Origin of the sequence: Vibrio sp. VPAP30 (assembly GCF_001188205.1) — a bacterium.
Taxonomy (GTDB): domain Bacteria; phylum Pseudomonadota; class Gammaproteobacteria; order Enterobacterales; family Vibrionaceae; genus Vibrio; species Vibrio bivalvicida.
Genome location: NZ_LBLS01000038.1, coordinates 62,060 through 77,111 on the forward strand (window position 1 = coordinate 62,060; position 15,052 = coordinate 77,111).

The 15,052-nt window shown below is 42.9% G+C and carries 13 protein-coding genes; 6 read left to right on the top strand and 7 right to left on the bottom strand.

Translation table 11 applies throughout. The features are described from left to right. Window positions 1–2 precede the first annotated feature (2 nt). Together ZX61_RS18105 and ZX61_RS18110 are read right to left on the bottom strand one after the other, a co-directional pair. Window positions 3–1,598: a BCCT family transporter gene (locus ZX61_RS18105; RefSeq protein WP_049846000.1), complete on the bottom strand. Its 1,596-nt coding sequence runs from the start codon at window positions 1,596–1,598 to the stop codon at window positions 3–5. Window positions 1,599–1,805: 207 nt separating this feature from the next. Further along, complete coding sequence (locus ZX61_RS18110; RefSeq protein WP_082173517.1) at window positions 1,806–3,749, bottom strand: ATP-binding protein; 1,944 nt, start codon at window positions 3,747–3,749, stop codon at window positions 1,806–1,808. Between the two features lie 98 nt (window positions 3,750–3,847). On the opposite strand from ZX61_RS18110, the gene ZX61_RS18115 reads away from it, so the two are divergent. The 4 genes from ZX61_RS18115 to ZX61_RS24385 all read left to right on the top strand — a co-directional run bounded on the left by ZX61_RS18115 (window position 3,848) and on the right by ZX61_RS24385 (window position 6,257). Continuing rightward, on the top strand, window positions 3,848–4,609 hold the full coding sequence (locus ZX61_RS18115; RefSeq protein ID WP_049846001.1) for a substrate-binding periplasmic protein: 762 nt from the start codon (window positions 3,848–3,850) through the stop codon (window positions 4,607–4,609). 48 nt (window positions 4,610–4,657) lie between these two features. Next, window positions 4,658–5,593 carry an endonuclease/exonuclease/phosphatase family protein gene (locus ZX61_RS18120; RefSeq protein ID WP_049846002.1) on the top strand — a complete coding sequence of 312 codons (936 nt, stop codon included), beginning with the start codon at window positions 4,658–4,660 and terminating at the stop codon, window positions 5,591–5,593. 72 nt (window positions 5,594–5,665) lie between these two features. Continuing rightward, window positions 5,666–6,034: a VOC family protein gene (locus tag ZX61_RS18125; protein ID WP_049846003.1), complete on the top strand. Its 369-nt coding sequence runs from the start codon at window positions 5,666–5,668 to the stop codon at window positions 6,032–6,034. A gap of 76 nt (window positions 6,035–6,110) precedes the next feature. Beyond that, entirely contained in the window at window positions 6,111–6,257 is a 147-nt protein-coding gene (locus tag ZX61_RS24385; protein ID WP_049846004.1) for a hypothetical protein, read from the top strand. 54 nt (window positions 6,258–6,311) lie between these two features. Here the strand turns inward: ZX61_RS24385 and ZX61_RS18135 are convergent, their stop codons facing one another. The 5 genes from ZX61_RS18135 to ZX61_RS18155 all read right to left on the bottom strand — a co-directional run bounded on the left by ZX61_RS18135 (window position 6,312) and on the right by ZX61_RS18155 (window position 11,504). Then, window positions 6,312–7,712, bottom strand: coding sequence for a class II fumarate hydratase (locus tag ZX61_RS18135; protein WP_049846005.1), 1,401 nt, complete (start codon window positions 7,710–7,712; stop codon window positions 6,312–6,314). 17 nt (window positions 7,713–7,729) lie between these two features. Continuing rightward, entirely contained in the window at window positions 7,730–8,110 is a 381-nt protein-coding gene (locus ZX61_RS18140) for a hypothetical protein (RefSeq protein WP_049846006.1), read from the bottom strand. A 171-nt stretch (window positions 8,111–8,281) separates the two neighbouring features. Further along, window positions 8,282–9,139 carry a glutathione-dependent disulfide-bond oxidoreductase gene (gene yghU / locus ZX61_RS18145; RefSeq protein ID WP_049846007.1) on the bottom strand — a complete coding sequence of 286 codons (858 nt, stop codon included), beginning with the start codon at window positions 9,137–9,139 and terminating at the stop codon, window positions 8,282–8,284. Between the two features lie 164 nt (window positions 9,140–9,303). Beyond that, the gene (locus ZX61_RS18150; protein ID WP_049846008.1) at window positions 9,304–9,954 is read right to left on the bottom strand and encodes an HAD family hydrolase; all 651 of its coding nucleotides are present in this window, start codon (window positions 9,952–9,954) and stop codon (window positions 9,304–9,306) included. Between the two features lie 152 nt (window positions 9,955–10,106). Continuing rightward, window positions 10,107–11,504, bottom strand: coding sequence for an alpha-amylase family protein (locus tag ZX61_RS18155; RefSeq protein ID WP_049846009.1), 1,398 nt, complete (start codon window positions 11,502–11,504; stop codon window positions 10,107–10,109). Window positions 11,505–11,768: 264 nt separating this feature from the next. On the opposite strand from ZX61_RS18155, the gene ZX61_RS18160 reads away from it, so the two are divergent. Together ZX61_RS18160 and ZX61_RS18165 are read left to right on the top strand one after the other, a co-directional pair. Then, complete coding sequence (locus ZX61_RS18160) at window positions 11,769–13,427, top strand: ABC transporter substrate-binding protein (protein ID WP_049846010.1); 1,659 nt, start codon at window positions 11,769–11,771, stop codon at window positions 13,425–13,427. Between the two features lie 153 nt (window positions 13,428–13,580). After that, window positions 13,581–15,044, top strand: a complete 1,464-nt coding sequence (locus tag ZX61_RS18165; protein ID WP_049846011.1) for a hypothetical protein — start codon at window positions 13,581–13,583, stop codon at window positions 15,042–15,044. Window positions 15,045–15,052 lie beyond the last annotated feature (8 nt).

Here is a 15,052-nt window from a genome sequence, read left to right on the forward strand (position 1 = left end):
CGCTACAAAATACCCTGTTTACGCGCCATTTGATTGGCAATGTTTGGTGCATTCCATAAGCATGGCAGCAGGATGAATGAAACCGGGACTGCTGTAATTACAATAAATGACTGTAGAGCTGAGATACCACCTGAACCAATCGATATCAGCGTAATGGCGACGACGCCCATTGCCACCCCCCAGAAGACGCGCATAGTCGAATTTGGCTCAGTTGAACCAGTAATGACGACACTAATGGTATAAGTCATTGAATCACCAGTAGTGACGATAAAGGTAGTGGTTAGAATCAAAAATAGTAGTGAAATGATCAGTGGAAATGGCAACTGAGCAGTAATGGCAAGCAAAACAGCAGGCAGATTGAAACCTTCAAAAGCACCGGAAATAAGGCCAGGGCTGGCGAGTTCGAAAGCTAAACCACTGCCACCAACAATGCTGAACCAAAAACAGGTGATCAGTGGAGCGGCAATACTGATTGAAAGCACGAGTTGTCGAATTGTTCGACCACGAGATATTCTAGCAATGAAGATCGCCATCATTGGCCCGTAGCCAATAAACCAGCCCCAGAAGAACACAGTCCATCCACTCAGCCACTCCGTATCTTCGCGAAATAGTGCCATTGGAAAGAAGTTGTCGACCATCTTGCCGATGCCTTGCATATACCCATCAACGATAAAGCTTGTTGGACCAAAAATTAGCAGGTAACCAATAAGAGCAAGCGACAACAATATATTGTAGCGACTAACAATTTGGATGCCTTTACTTACTCCACTCAGAGCCGATAGGGTGTAAGCGGCAATGGCGAATACGATGACAATTGTTTGAGTAGTAAAATTGTCTGGCACATCAAAAAGAACATTGAGAGCATAGCTGATCTGTAATCCAAGGAAGCCAATTGGCCCAATAGTTCCTGCTGCGACAGCAATTACGCTGGTAGCATCTGCAACGTGACCAATCCAGCCATTGATCGCTTTGTTACCAAAGATAGGGTAGAGCAAGGTACGCGGCTTTAATGGCAGGCCTTTATCGTAATGTAAATGCATCAGGACGATAGAAGACAAGCAACCTAAGATCGCCCAAGCAAGAAATCCCCAGTGCATAAAAGATTGGGACAAGGCGTTAATCGCCATTGAGTGAAGAGAGGTTTCACCATAGATTGGAGGTGGTGAAACGAAATGAGCAATAGGTTCAGCAGCAGCCCAGAAAACCCCTCCACCTGCAAGTAGAGTACATAAAACGATAGAAAGCCATTTGAATGTCTCGAGTTCTGGGCTAGCGACTCCACCAAGTCGGACACAGCCTGTTCTACCCAGTGCGATAACCAGACCAATGATAAAGTTGAGTAACAGCAGAACTTGCCAAAACGCTCCAAAATACTGGGTAGATGACGAAAACCCGATATTAACCCACTCAGACAGCAATGTGGTGTCGAATAGAGCGAGAGCAACAAAGAAAGCAAGAAAGCTTCCACTTAGTAGAAATACGGGGTTATTCAGTTCAAATTTATCAAAGGTGGAGGATAAGCGTGTGCGATGATTTGTAGCAGTTTCATTTGAACCTTGGCTTAAGGGACATGGGATTGACTGCGTCAGGTTAGGCATTAATAAGTTCGCTATTTTGTCGCCAATAAGTTCAACTGGCTATTGCATTTCCCTCACTCCATTTCGTAAGAATTGTGAGGTGTGTCAAAAAGCGGCGTATGCTAACACAGTTATTTATAAAAAGCGCAACCTTTCTCCAGTGAGGGTGGGTATTACCATCACCTTTGCAGAAAGAACTAACTTGATAAGTTGGGTAAGGTAATATAACTATGTTCCTTGATCGTTACGCTTATTGAGAGAACCACTCAGCGCCACCTTATCTTTTAGCCAAGGCAACTGGTCATGTAGGGTGCTACTTATTTGCTCAGGTTGAACGGGCTTAGATAAAAAATCGTTCATGCCTGCTTCGTAGCACTGCTCTCTGTGCTCTTTCATAACGTTTGCGGTTATGGCGATAATCGGTACGGTTTTGGTCCAACCGTTGCGGTCTCGGAGAGTTTTTGTTGCCTCGTATCCGTCCATTATCGGCATATGGCAATCCATTAAAATGGCATCAAATGTTTGCTGTTCACATAGGTCGATTGCCTCTTTACCATTACTGGCAATCACGGCTTCAATACCGAGTAGGTTAAGCATTCCTTTAATTATTTGCTGGTTAACGCGAGTATCTTCGACAATAAGTACTGATACGCCTTGGCTTACTTTCTGATGTACAACTAATTCGGGGGTATTTGGTGGTTTGGGCTTGAAGTTGATTAGATTTTGCTGAACAGGTATAGGTTGAGTTTGAACTGATGTTGTCGTAGCACGACTGACATGGAGTGGTATAGCAAAATAAAAACTACTCCCAAGACCCAGTTCACTGATTACTTTTAGCTCGCCACCCATCATTTCGACTATTTTTTGGCTAATAGCGAGGCCTAGCCCTGTTCCTCCATACTGGCGAGTAGTGCTGCCATCGGCTTGCTGAAATTTTTCGAAGATGGCTTCGAGTTTGTCTTTGTGGATCCCGATACCAGAGTCTTTGACTTCAATATATAACAGCTTGGCTTCTTCACTGATAGATGTGGTGACTTTTAACTCTACAAACCCTTGTTCGGTAAATTTTAGTGCGTTACCGACGAGGTTATTGAGTACTTGTTTAAGCCTTGCAGGATCCCCATTGACGCAATCTGGCAATCCAGAGTCTATGTTACATCGATATGTCAGTTCTTTTTGAGTGGCACGTAAATTGAACTCGTTGGAGAGTTGCTGAAGTAACTCGTTGATATTGTACTGGGTGTTATCAAGTTCAAAATGACCGGCTTCTATTTTAGAAAAATCGAGGACCTCGTTGATGATATCGAGCAAGGTATCCGAAGAAGATAAAAGAATATTAATATAGTTCTTTTGAGTCTCGTTTAATTCGGTACTCTTAAGCAAGGCTGCAATACCGACAATACCATTCATAGGAGTGCGAATTTCGTGGCTCATATTGGCGAGAAACTCGCTTTTTTTAACATTGGCAACTTCTGCTTTTTGTTTGGAATCTAAAAGCTGACTGTAATTGACTTCAAGCTGCTCGATACACTCATTATATTTGCTGCGTAGAGTGGTTAATTCATCATTAAACGGTCTCGTCGTATTTGCAATCTTAGGTGGTGTTGCGCCGTTTGAAAAATCTGACATGGTGCTAGAGATCTCTCTTATCGGTTTTATAATTAGTTTAATGACTAGCACAAGTAAACTGGTAACTATGACACTAGTTTGAAGCAGTGTGACCCCTAGTAAGAACATAAAATCTTTCCACAGCTTGGCATGAATTGGAGCTAAGTCTGTTTCTACTACGAGTGAACCAAGGTCAAACTGCTTTTCTCCGAGTGAATGGGTCAATGGCCATTGCCTAGAGAGCTTTTTTGAGCCTTCAATGTTGCCCAATGAGATCAAAGTAGAGGCGCTGTCCTCGATGATGACAGAGTCGATATGGGGAAGCTGAAAAATGCCTTGGGCTTGGGTTTCAAGCAAAGCGGTATCGACCACCCACAGGCTAGAATTGAGACTACTTAGGTAACTATGTTCAACTTCAGAGAACTTCTGCTCAAGAGATTTTAATTCGCCCTGGTAACCCAAATAAAAGTTAACGCTTGCAATCGCGACAGCAAGCACACTGCTGATCAGCAACGTAGCGACAACCAACTGTTTAGTAATGCTTAAGCTTCTAGAATGGCTCACATTTTTTCCTTTTATGTGCAAGGTTTCCTATAAATAGCCTAGTATTACAACAATGAATTTGCGTACGAATTTGTGAAGAATAATTAACGGAGGTAAGGATGCCCAAGTTTTACCATTTGCTATTGTGTGTGATTGGCGTTTTATTCACTAGTCAGTCTTATTCTGGGGAAAAAGTAAACTACTACGTTATTGCTAACCAAGCTCAGCCATTTCAGATTGAACGTAATGGAGAGCAACACTCCGGGATTGTGTCAGATATTGTGGCTGAAATTTTTACTGATAGTCGTTACGATTTGGTTTATCACACTTACCCATTTAATCGCATGATTTCTATCTTAGAAGCAGGAGGAACAGAAAACTGGATTACTTACGGTAGCCCGAAGTGGGGGAAAGTGCAGTCAGAGAACTTATCAGACTTGCCAATATATACGGTGCGTCATGCCATAGTCACTAGCCAAATTACGCCTTTTATTTACCAAGATATTTCTTCATTGGGGAGTAAAGGGATGGTGCTACTGCTTGGGTTCGATTATCCGGAATTAATGCCGTATATAAAGCAAGGAAAGATGGAAGAGATACGCGTTAAAGATTATCAGGCAGCGTTCAGTATTTTAAAGCGTTTACCTGAAGATACGGTTTTTGTCGAAATGGAATCTCGTGTGAAATATCATCTTGGCCGTCTTGGTCTGCCTCGTTACGAATATAGGATTGATGGTTTTAGTGATGTGATCCCTGATTACCCGATCCATCTTGCATTTTCATCGTCTATAGATCCTGCTATACAGAAATTCATTAATCGCAGGCTAGCTGAAATAGCGGAAGATGGAACGTTGGAAGAAATAGTCAACCGCTACATATAATCGATTTTTAACCCATACTTTTACAGTCTGTGTAGTGAGGAATAAGCATTGTTAAAGCGAGGGTTATTTTGGCTGATAGTATTTTGCCCTGCCTTATTCTGGCTAGGGCTTTCTTTCTATGAGTCTACATGGTGGATTGAAAACCTAGTTGCTTTTCCAGCGATTTTCTTGGTTACCTACTGGATTATGTTCGGCGTATTGCTTAGTTGTAAGCAATGGGCAGCAGCGCTTGTCTGTCTAATCCCGTCTGGAGTGTTTTATTTGCTAACACCAAATTCGACTCGAATCCTAACCGCCAATTGTGTAAACCCCATTACAGTGACGCAATTCAATCTCTATTACGACAATGATAACGTAAACGGATTCATCAACTATTTGCTCGTCAATCCAAGTGATTTAGTAATTTTGCAGGAAGTTGCACCGGAAATAGGCGACAAACTTAGAATGCTTGATGACGTCTATCCCTTTTATTATGGTGGTCAAGAGGGGATTGGCTATCCATCAAGTCAGATGGTACTCAGTCGGTCACCACTCAAAGAAATGTCTGTTTTCATGACACCTGATGAACAAGCGATTATTCGTGGAACATGGCACCCCAATAAGCACATTGATATCACTCTTATGGTTGCTCATCCGACTTCACCAAGGACGAAGGAACTGTGGTATCGACGTAATGCAATTATTCGTACTATTGAGTCGTTAAACCAGCTTTATCCTAGTGACGAGGTGCTGGTTGTTGGAGATTTTAACCTCTCATCTGTGAGTCTTCGATTTAGCAAGATGTTTCCTAGTTTTCAAACCGCCCCTGTAGCGAGCTGGCCAAACTGGGCGAATCAGTTTCAAACTCCTGATTTTACGATGATTGCAATTGACCATTTATGGTTAAAATCGAGTCAAAGTGGTAGAAGAATCTGTGAGCGTAGAAGTATAGAAAAACCAAATGGCTCCGATCACAAGATAGTTGTGACGAAAATTGGTTATTGATATCGATTCTCACTTGCAAACAGGGTATCCTTGCTCATCTAGTTGATTTTGCCGAGAGAAAGGAAGCTCACCATGAGTAATTTAGCTATCACAGAAATTAAATCGTTTGTTCCAAGTAAAGACTTCAATGAATCTCAACGATTTTATCAAGCACTGGGTTTTGAAGTAGCCTCTGTATTTGGTGATGTCGCTTACTTAAGGCGCGAAAGCCATGCGTTTTTACTGCAAAACTACTACAACGTTGAGCATGCAGAAAACACCATGATGCACATACTGGTTGAGGATGCGAACAGTTGGTTTAGCCATGTCAAAGCCTCGCAGATAGAGCAAAACTTTAGTTGTAAGGTGACTAACTTGATCGAACAGCCATGGGGGATGCTAGAGTTCTGCGTGATTGATCCATCTGGCGTGTTGTGGAGAATTGCGCAAAATATTCGTTAAATCTATATCAGTTGAAGTCGAGTAGAGCTAGCTATAGAATTGCCGCTCCTTTCACATCTCATTTGTTTGAGGACTTATGAACAGTGCGCAAGTTGCGGCGTTATTCTCGCAAGTAGCCGTTTCACCTAAGCGTGAAGTGATGCTAAGAGAGTTTTTGGCGTTAGCAAAAATGGCATCGGCGATTGCCTTACCATTTTTGCTGTTGTCTCTGGCTTGGATTTAGTCCAGAGCACACAACACAAGGATGTGTGCTTTCTGTATTGACCTACCAAATACGTTATTCAGCGACACCACCTTTAGTGAGCTTAGTTGGGTTCAACAAACGCTCTAGTGTTGCACGATCCAAATCGGTTTCACGTTCAGCAACATCAATAATCGCTTCACCTTCTTTGTAGGCCTTTTTCGCAATATCTGCTGCTTTCAGGTAGCCAATCACTGGGTTTAATGCTGTCACCAGAATTGGATTTTTTGCCAGTGCTACTTCGAGATTGTCTCCACGAACTTTAAATGTTGCGATTGCTTTATCTGCCAGTGCTGTTGCGCTGTTTGCTAGTAAATCAATACTTTCAAGTACGTTATGGGCAATAACTGGTAGCATAACATTTAATTGAAAATTACCTGATTGGCCAGCAACCGTGATTGTTGTGTCATTACCGATAACTTGTGCTGCTGCCATGGCTGCCGCCTCTGGAATCACAGGGTTCACTTTTCCCGGCATGATAGATGAACCAGGCTGAAGGCCTTGAAGTTCGATTTCCCCCAAACCTGCCAGTGGGCCAGAGTTCATCCAACGTAAATCGTTGGCTATCTTCATTGTGGCTACCGCAGCTGTTTTAAGCTGTCCCGAAAGCGCGACAATTGCATCTTGGCAGCTTAGGTTATAAAAGAAGTTCTCGCTCGAAGTAAAATCAATACGTGTTGCTTGCGCTAGATTGTCTGCAAACTTAGTAGCAAATCTAGGGTCTGCGTTAATACCCGTTCCTACAGCAGTACCACCTTGTGCTAACGCTTTGACTGCAACGAGAGACTGTTCAATGCCGGCTTTTGCTTGTTCGATTTGGAACTGCCATCCACCTAATTCTTGGTCGAAAGTAATTGGCATCGCATCCATAAGGTGAGTTCGCCCGGTTTTTACACTCTCACCAACTTCAGCTCGCTTATCGGTTAGCACCTGTGAAAGGTGCTCTAACGCTGGGATAAGCTGCGTTTGTATGGCTAATACTGAGCTAATTTGGATCGCGGTTGGGACAACGTCATTACTACTCTGTCCCATGTTAACGTGGTCGTTAGGGTTCACATCACCGCCAAGTAGCTGTGAGGCGAGGGTCGCGATTACTTCGTTTGCGTTCATGTTTGAGCTCGTGCCAGACCCTGTCTGATAGACATCAATTGGGAAATGTTCTAGATGCTGTCCGTCTATGATGGTTTGTGCGGCATCACCAATGGCCTGGGCGATATCACCTTCCAACAGCCCAAGCTGCGCATTGGTAAGGGCGGCAGTTTGTTTAATGTAAGCGAGAGCTTTAATAAAGCCTTCTGGCATTGTATGTTTGCTGAAATGAAAGTTATCAACCGCTCGTTGTGTTTGTGCTTGATAGAGAGCATTAAGAGGGACTTTTACCTCTCCCATACTGTCTTTCTCGGTACGAAATTCTTGTGCAGTAGGGCGTTGAGTCATTGTTAGCTCCTTTTGAATTAGTCTAATGGCGCTTGTATGCGCTGTAGTTGTTGTTTTAGGTGCAAAAACTGAACATCACCATCTTCCCATTGATAGTAGTAGCGCTTTAGGCACATCAATGGGGTATGGATAGAGTCTAGGCTGACTCGACGAAAAATTCGGCTGCGTAATGGATCTTGAATCGCATCAAGCAGGTGAAAATAGAGTTGGCGCAGGAAAAGCTCACACAGAAGTGGATTTTCGTTGTCGGATCCGGACTCGTATTGAGACGCCAGCAACATACCCCAATGTATGTAGTCGTGAATGACATCAGGCTCAAATCCACATTGAGTATAACTATCAAGAAATCGATCCTGTGATTTGTAGAATGCGTTATAAAGTAACTGTTGATTATCCATATGCACCTCAACTTAATGTAATGATAATTATTATCAATTAAGCTCGTCGAATCAACCCTATGTTTTGTGGTTGATTTCGGTTGTGAGGGGTGGGGCTCAATTCTTTGTTGTGGACAAAATAAAAGCCCTGCTAAATGTCTAGCAGGGCTTTAAGGACTGTCTTAAATAGGACTAGGATTTCAGTGCCAGCACTTTATCAATGTCTTCAGCACTGTGGCGCTCAGGAACTTGCTCCCAATCCTCACCCCAAGAACGGTTAACAATACGACCGCGTTGCACAGCTTGTCGAGCTTCAATTTGCTCTGCCCAGCGCTTCAAGTTTTTGTAGCTATCAACATCTAGGAATTCTGCAGCATCATAGGTTTTACCTAGCACTAGGTTGCCATACCAAGGCCAAATTGCGATATCAGCAATACTGTACTCTTCACCCGCGATGAAAGTGTTGTTTGCCAGCTGTTTGTCGAGAACATCTAACTGGCGTTTTGTTTCCATTGCAAAGCGATTGATCGGGTATTCGAACTTCTCCGGTGCGTAGGCGTAGAAGTGACCAAATCCACCACCAAGGTAAGGGGCAGAACCCTGAAGCCAGAACAACCAGTTCATGACTTGAGTTTTTGCAGTAACTTCACTTGGCAGGAAGTGGCCGAATTTCTCTGCAAGATAAAGCAGAATATTGCCTGACTCAAAAACATTAATCGGAGTATCGCCTGATTGGTCAACTAATGCAGGAATTTTTGAGTTTGGGTTTATCTCAACGAAGCCGGAACCAAACTGGTCGCCTTCGCCAATATTAATTAAGTATGCGTCGTACTCGGCTTCCTTCACGCCGAGTGCAAGCAATTCTTCGAGCATGATTGTGACTTTCTGACCATTTGGAGTACCCATTGAATGGAGCTGGATAGGGTGCTGACCAACAGGTAACGTTTTTTCGTGACGGGCACCAGAATCAGGACGATTGATGCTTGCCCATTGGCCGCCATTCTCGTCGTCTATTTTCCAGACTTTGGGTGGTACGTATTGGTTTGTCATTGTTATTCCTTATTCAGATTGTTATCCGGCAATACTAAAGGTTGGGATATATCGAACGGATAAAAAGCCCACATGGAGCTTTTTATTAGAACAACTGGTTATTGAAGGTTGGCAAAGGATATAAGCAATGACTAAAATGCCAATTCTATTGAACCCAACAGCAATCAGCGATTTGCTTTCAAGTAGGTTAGCACATCCGATAAAGAGGGTAAGATTTGGTGTCCAAGTGCCTTTACTTCTTCGCACGGTTCGACAAGGTCTGGGATCTGGAAACTTGTCATGTGGGCGGCCACGGCACTGCGAATGCCGTTATTTGAGTCTTCAAATGCAAGACACTGATCTGCGTGGACATTCAGTCGCTGCGCAGCAAGCAAGTAAATTTCTGGATCAGGTTTACCGTGCGCAACTTCACAGCCACAGGTTAGGCAATCAAAGTATTTCGACAACCCAGCTAGTTCAAGTTTAACTGTTGCAACCTCGCGATGGGTAGAGGTTGCCACTGCAGTTGGGACTTTATTCTTTTTGAGCCAATCTAATAATTCGATCACTCCGTCTTTAACGGGAATTGCTTGGTGTTTCACAATTGCATCGTAGTCTTTTCGCCATTCTGCGTGAAGTCGGTCTAGGTCCTTACCGTAGGCTTGGCGAAGGATCGTGTCGATGCCAGCTGAGTTTCGACCAATGATCGATAGATACACGTCTTCATAGAAAGGGAGATTGACCTTTTCACATGCTTGTTTAAAAACACGCATACACACGCGCTCTGTGTCGAGTAGTAGGCCATCCATATCAAAGATGGCAGCTTGAAAGTTCATAGGTACGGCTTAATCCATAACAGTGTGGTCGAACATTCTGGCACACAAATAATTATAGTAAAAGCGATAGGTTAGGGGAGTAGCGAGAGTGAACTTGTTAGATAATGTGCAAAAGACCTAAGCACAATTAGGCCTTTTGCACGGCAGTTAAATTACAGCTTCCACATTCTCGCCGTACGGGCAGGTATAGTGAATTGATGGTAGCGCGAGTTCACAGTCGTTGTGTCTGAACTCAATGTATCTTTATAAGGCATGTTCCAGTTAAACTCATGTTGGTAGGTATCCACAGTAACGGATTTGCTTTCACCACATTTGTTAATGCCAACCACCCCTTCTTTGCCACGTTTAAACAGCAAAGTACATTGGTCGCTTTGCAGCATGGTCATTGGCTTACCTTGCATAGCGTTGTGGAACTTCAGCATGTTTACCATATTTGAGTCGTTCCAGACATTTGCCCAACGGCCATTATCTTTATCTTCACTGTCGGGTAGCTCATCGCTGTAAATAAGTGGTGTACCCCCGTCTTTACCGAGAATATAGGCGTAGGCGAGTTTCTCGTCTGTAGGGTCCATAATCTGATAGCGGAAACCATCATTGGTTGGAATATCATGAGTGATAGTGAAAGTAATCGCGCGTGCATCTTCCAACGCTTGTCCATACGCTTGTGGATCATGTAACTGATTTAGACCACCACCAAATGAGAACGCACCACGAATTGAAGCGAAAAGTGGGAAGTCGTATGCAGCATGGTTGGTATTGTTTAGGTAAGGCGCCAAAAATGCTTCGTAGCCAGAGTCACCTTTCCCTCCACTGGTAATTACTTCACCAAATACATGCATTCCTGACGTAACATCGGAAGAGAAGATTTGATCGATTTGATACTGGCTCATATGCTTAACAGCATCGATTCGAAAGCCTTTGATTCCCATGGCTTTAAGAGCTTTTAGGTAACTCTTTTGTTGGGCTACAACCTTGTTGTTTGGATCAAGATCAGGTAGACCTGTGTCACCATTTTCACCGCATAAGCGCCAGTACTGAACGTGACCTGGATCATTCCAATTCGTTATACAGCCTGCAGGGTGAAAATCTGATGAAGAGAATAGGTTTTGACTTAAGTCGCCAAACAATTTTTGGTTAACGTAGTAGCTCGCACGAGTAGAGTAATCGCTGAGTACTTCGGTACCTGGGTAGTTAAGATCACTGCGTTTCCATGACTCATTCGCCATGTGGTTGAGTACCACATCAGCATAAACGTCGACACCTTGAGCTTTTAATGCTGCAATCATGGCCTCTAGGTCCTGTTTATTGCCTAACGGTGAGTCGATAACACGTAAATCTTGAGGTTGGTAGCGTGCCCACCATTGAGTTCCACTTGACTTCATAGCAGGTGAAATCAACACTTTCTTATACCCGTTGGCAGCGATTTGCTGGGCATTGCTAGTAACGTCTTGATACTTCCAGTTGAAAGCGTGGAGTATAGTATCGGCACTGGCAGCTTGTGAAACACTGAGTGCGGCTGTGACAGCGAATAATGATGTTATTTTTTTCATAGGGTTTTCTCGTTATTGGTATTCATAATGATGATATTTTTGTCGCTCACTATTTGTAGCGTTTAAATGTAAACCCGGAATTCTGCTCACGCTCTGTAGGGGTGAAATTTATAAAATACTTACTAAGGTATCATTTATGAGTAGGCGAAAAGTACCAATGCAATTTCAGTTTTCTATGCTAGTGATTGGCAAAACGAATGTTATATGTTTTCATGCAGCCTGCAATATTATGCAATTGAATTTACAAAACTTATTGGATAACCATTGAGCGACGCAAACTTACGTAGACTACAGCAGCTACTACTAAAATATGAACCGGAAAAGGTTTACCATTTGGCGATCGAAGAGTTAGAGGTAGCTTTCTCGACTTCGCGACGAAACACGTCAAATATTATTAAAAGCTTGTCTGATGAAGGCTGGATTTGCTGGGTACCTTCGAAAGGCAGAGGTAATCTGAGTCAGTTACAAATTAAGGTGACCCTATGTGGTGTGCTAGAGAAGCTATTCGTTGCAGAGCTTGAGCAGGGCCGTTTTTCCAATATTACTCGAATGATGGAGCTTTTCGGCGAAACCGCCGTTAAAGCGCTTACCTTAGCTACAGAAAAGCAAAACCAGCTTAATGAGGAGTGCGGAAACTTACTAATAACCCAATACCCCTGGGTTGATAGGCTTCAACCTGCCAGTACATATAGATTGGCGGAGCTACAAATACTGCGCAGTATATACAACACATTGCTAGAACAGGATCCAGAAGGGAAAGTTCAAGCTGGACTAGCTCACTGCTGGCAAGTTGAGGGACGGTTTATCCATCTTTGGCTAAGGCCTGAAGTTATATGTCACAATGGCAAGCGCTTGGAAGTGACGCAAGTTATGGATTGTTTAAATCAGTTGATGCTGATTGACGGGCCAGTTAAATACCTACTTGAACAAGTTTGCGACATCAAAGTGGTTAGTCGGAACCAACTTACAATTGAGCTCTATCAAGCGAATCCGTTTTTTCTATACATACTATGTCTTCCGCATACTTCGATATACGGGGAAGACAGGATAGAGTTTGCTAGTGGACTAAGCGTAAATGTTGGAACTGGGCCGTTTTTCGTTAAAGAGTGGGATAGCGAGCGCTTGGTTTTAAAAAGGCATAATAAGTATTACGGCCATAGTGCACTGCTTGATCAAATTACTCTGACTGAAGCTTCTGAGTTAAACGATTACAATTTGAGTTTTAATCATAAAGAAGGTGTGGTGGAAGAGAGTATGATCAATGCTCTTTCTTACTTAGCGATCAATTATCGAAATGACGCAGAAATTACGCAAGCTACCATTAAAAAGCTTCTTGATTATGTGCAGAGTCAACGAAAGAATTTTGACTCCGATTTAGTCGTTGATGATCTAAGTTTTTCGCAACATAAACACAAGATAATGCAGGCTGTGCCTCCTTGCTTAGAAGGGCATCTAGTAATCACAAAGCCTAAACTAACGATTCCGCTGTTAAAGAAAACGGTCGCTTGGTTGAAAGATGTAATTGAGAAAACGGGCGTCACAGTGGATATAAAAACACTTGAAGATATCAGTGACCCTGGTGCGATGAGAGATCAAGCTGATATCTTGTTCATCGAGGAAATTATCGAGCAACCTCAAGAGTTTGGGCTATATGATTGGCTACTTGCCTCATCAGGTCTGCGGTTTATTTACGATGATGAAGCGATGCAAAAACACTGTGAAGCCGTTCAACGGGCAGTAAGTCACCAAAACCCATACCAAGCTTTGAAAGAAATTGAGCAATCTTTATGCCGCCACCAACAGTTATTGCCACTATTTCATGGTAAAGAAAAAGTTACCTGTAGTGTGGAAGTTCAAGGCGTTGAAATAAGCAAAGGTGGGTACAGCGACTTCTACAATCTTTGGATTAATAAAAATATTTGATAGAAAACATGCACTATCCCTCCTAATTCCTTTCATGTTTTTTCTTGTTGAAGGTAGTTAATATCAGACTCGCGTTCATTACTGCCATGACGCCACGCGCCATTCCCCCAATGGCGCGTTTTTTGTCTCTCATTGTAATTCAGGATTTTTGTCATGAATCTAAAACTTATTGCTGTAGTTTCACTCTCTGCCGGCGTTGTCGCGTGTGGGGGAGGTGGTGATGGTGGCTCATCAACCCCAACTACTGCGACGCAAACTCGCAGTATTAAGGGTGTCGCAATCGACGGTTACATTTCTGGTGCAACAGCATTTATCGATCTTAACTACAACGGAATACTGGATTCTGGAGAGCCTAGCGCAATCACGAATAAAGAGGGTAGTTATAGCCTCTCGTTGGCTGGTGCTAATTCTGATTGTATCGATTTTGCACCAATTGTGGTTAATGTGCCTGTAGGTGCGATTGATGCAGATAACCCGAACACACCGATTACAGAACCGTATAAACTGGTTTTTCCTCCTGCGATGACTCTGAGCAGTGAGCATGAAATTAAGTCGACGACTCCATTGACTACTGTGCTATGGAATCAAATTCAGGCCGACTTACATCAAGGCGGAATTACGAGCTGTACGCAATTGAAATCCGCAGTAAACACGCAAGACAAAGTTATTCAAAATGTGAAGCAGCTTGATCAACGTATTGCTCAGCGATACAACATTGCGGTGGATAAAATATACGGCGATTTCATTAAGGAAAAGGATGATACGGTTTATCAGCTTGCCCAAAAAATGATGCCAGCGATTAAGAAGTCGTATAGCGATACTAAATCAATTCAAGCCGTAAATGCTGGAGCGCATCAAGCTTATGTTGATTACTATTGGAAATACTGGGATGACGTGAAGAAGCAACAGGTAGACAAGTGGTACAAAGTCATAACTGTTATGACGGATACAAAACTTGTTCACAAAGAATATGAGGTTTCTGAAGATTTACAAACCGAACTTTTGCTGACTAGGCAAACTGAACGAAATACCCAGCATAAAGATGGTTTAGATTATTCCAAGAACGCGACGATTTGGGTGCGTGACGATAAAACCTATACTTGTGATATTAAAGAGTCCCTTGAGCAGGTTGTGCGACCTGATGCATTAACGACATACAGTTTAACAAATAGTTCGTACACTCAAGAACCCGACTGGGTGAGTTGTGCGAATAAAAATGTTGGAGCAGGTTATGCTCAGACATTGAAGGCAACTGTTGTGAATAATTATCGAGATGGTTACATCTTAGCAGATGCTTCGTTTAGATATGAAAATGATAAAGTTCCATATGCTAGGTTGGTTAACGTCGCAGACCAAGTCGCAGGTTTTAATCGTAGCACTTTGGATCATTTGAACTATCTGTCAACAGATTTTAACGATAGTTCTGTGCACAGTGCGGACTCTTGGTGGAGAGCTAAGCACCAACACATTGCAATAACACCTTTTAAATACAATCAGATTAGTATTTCTAGAAACTCTCATGGTCAGTGGTGGAAAAATACCTATTACCATAACGGTACCTCTCTTACAGAATGCTCTAAGGATCAAGGCGTTACGTGGTCTAAAGATTGCGGTTAACCTTATTT

Excerpts from the sequence above, each read along its gene's own strand:
- ZX61_RS18155 (WP_049846009.1), bottom strand. The coding sequence starts at position 11,504 with ATGAAAAAAATAACATCATTATTCGCTGTCACAGCCGCACTCAGTGTT.
- ZX61_RS18115 (WP_049846001.1), top strand. The coding sequence starts at position 3,848 with ATGCCCAAGTTTTACCATTTGCTATTGTGTGTGATTGGCGTTTTATTC.
- ZX61_RS18140 (WP_049846006.1), bottom strand. The coding sequence starts at position 8,110 with ATGGATAATCAACAGTTACTTTATAACGCATTCTACAAATCACAGGAT.
- ZX61_RS18105 (WP_049846000.1), bottom strand. The coding sequence starts at position 1,598 with ATGCCTAACCTGACGCAGTCAATCCCATGTCCCTTAAGCCAAGGTTCA.
- ZX61_RS24385 (WP_049846004.1), top strand. The coding sequence starts at position 6,111 with ATGAACAGTGCGCAAGTTGCGGCGTTATTCTCGCAAGTAGCCGTTTCA.
- ZX61_RS18165 (WP_049846011.1), top strand. The coding sequence starts at position 13,581 with ATGAATCTAAAACTTATTGCTGTAGTTTCACTCTCTGCCGGCGTTGTC.
- yghU (WP_049846007.1), bottom strand. The coding sequence starts at position 9,139 with ATGACAAACCAATACGTACCACCCAAAGTCTGGAAAATAGACGACGAG.
- ZX61_RS18125 (WP_049846003.1), top strand. The coding sequence starts at position 5,666 with ATGAGTAATTTAGCTATCACAGAAATTAAATCGTTTGTTCCAAGTAAA.
- ZX61_RS18135 (WP_049846005.1), bottom strand. The coding sequence starts at position 7,712 with ATGACTCAACGCCCTACTGCACAAGAATTTCGTACCGAGAAAGACAGT.
- ZX61_RS18150 (WP_049846008.1), bottom strand. The coding sequence starts at position 9,954 with ATGAACTTTCAAGCTGCCATCTTTGATATGGATGGCCTACTACTCGAC.